This window comes from Arthrobacter sp. B0490, assembly GCF_002929355.1.
Lineage (GTDB): Bacteria > Actinomycetota > Actinomycetes > Actinomycetales > Micrococcaceae > Arthrobacter_D.
The window spans coordinates 1-588 of the sequence record NZ_PJIR01000125.1 but is presented as its reverse complement, the minus strand read 5'-3'; the positions used below and the strand labels follow the sequence as shown (position 1 = coordinate 588).

Below are 588 nucleotides of genomic sequence, written 5' to 3'. Positions count from 1 at the left end.
GATTGCAGGAGTTGCATGCGGCGCACCATCCACGCGGCTAGGGCAGAGCGCCGGCGATAGTAGGCCGTGGTCTCGGCGGCGGCCCAGAGAAGCAGCTAGCAGTATGTACGGCATGGCTATGATAGGCTTTGCGCCTCTCCCCGATTGTCGCTGCCAGGAGTTTCCATGGGCGTGATTCGTTTGTTCGCTGCCGCCGTTGCAGGTCTGGCCAGCGTTGTTGTAATGGCCGCCGATCCGGATCAGGCGATTCGCCAGTCTTTGCAGAAGATCCAGCCGGACATGCCCATCGAGGCTATTGCCGAGAGCCCGATGCCCGGGGTTTATCAGGTTCAGCTGGAGGGCGGGCGGCAGCTGTATGCCAGCGCTGATGGGCAGTTCGTCATCCAGGGCTATCTCTACCAGTTCAAGGATGGTCAGGCCGTCAACCTGACCGAGCAAGCTCAAAGCAAGTCGGTGGCCAAGCAGGTCAACTCGATCCCGGCCAGCGAGATGGTGGTGTTCGCGCCCAAGGAACCCAAGACCCATATCACCGTATTTACCGATACTGACTGTGGCTACTGCCAGAAGCTGCACAGCGAGGTTTCGCAG

General features: G+C 60.2%; 1 protein-coding gene. It reads left to right on the top strand.

Annotation, left to right across the window (positions count from 1 at the left end; genetic code table 11):
• Positions 1-165: 165 nt before the first annotated feature.
• Positions 166-588, top strand: a 423-nt coding sequence (locus CXQ97_RS21070) for a disulfide isomerase DsbC N-terminal domain-containing protein (RefSeq protein WP_219815488.1), incomplete at its 3' end; no start/stop codon positions are given.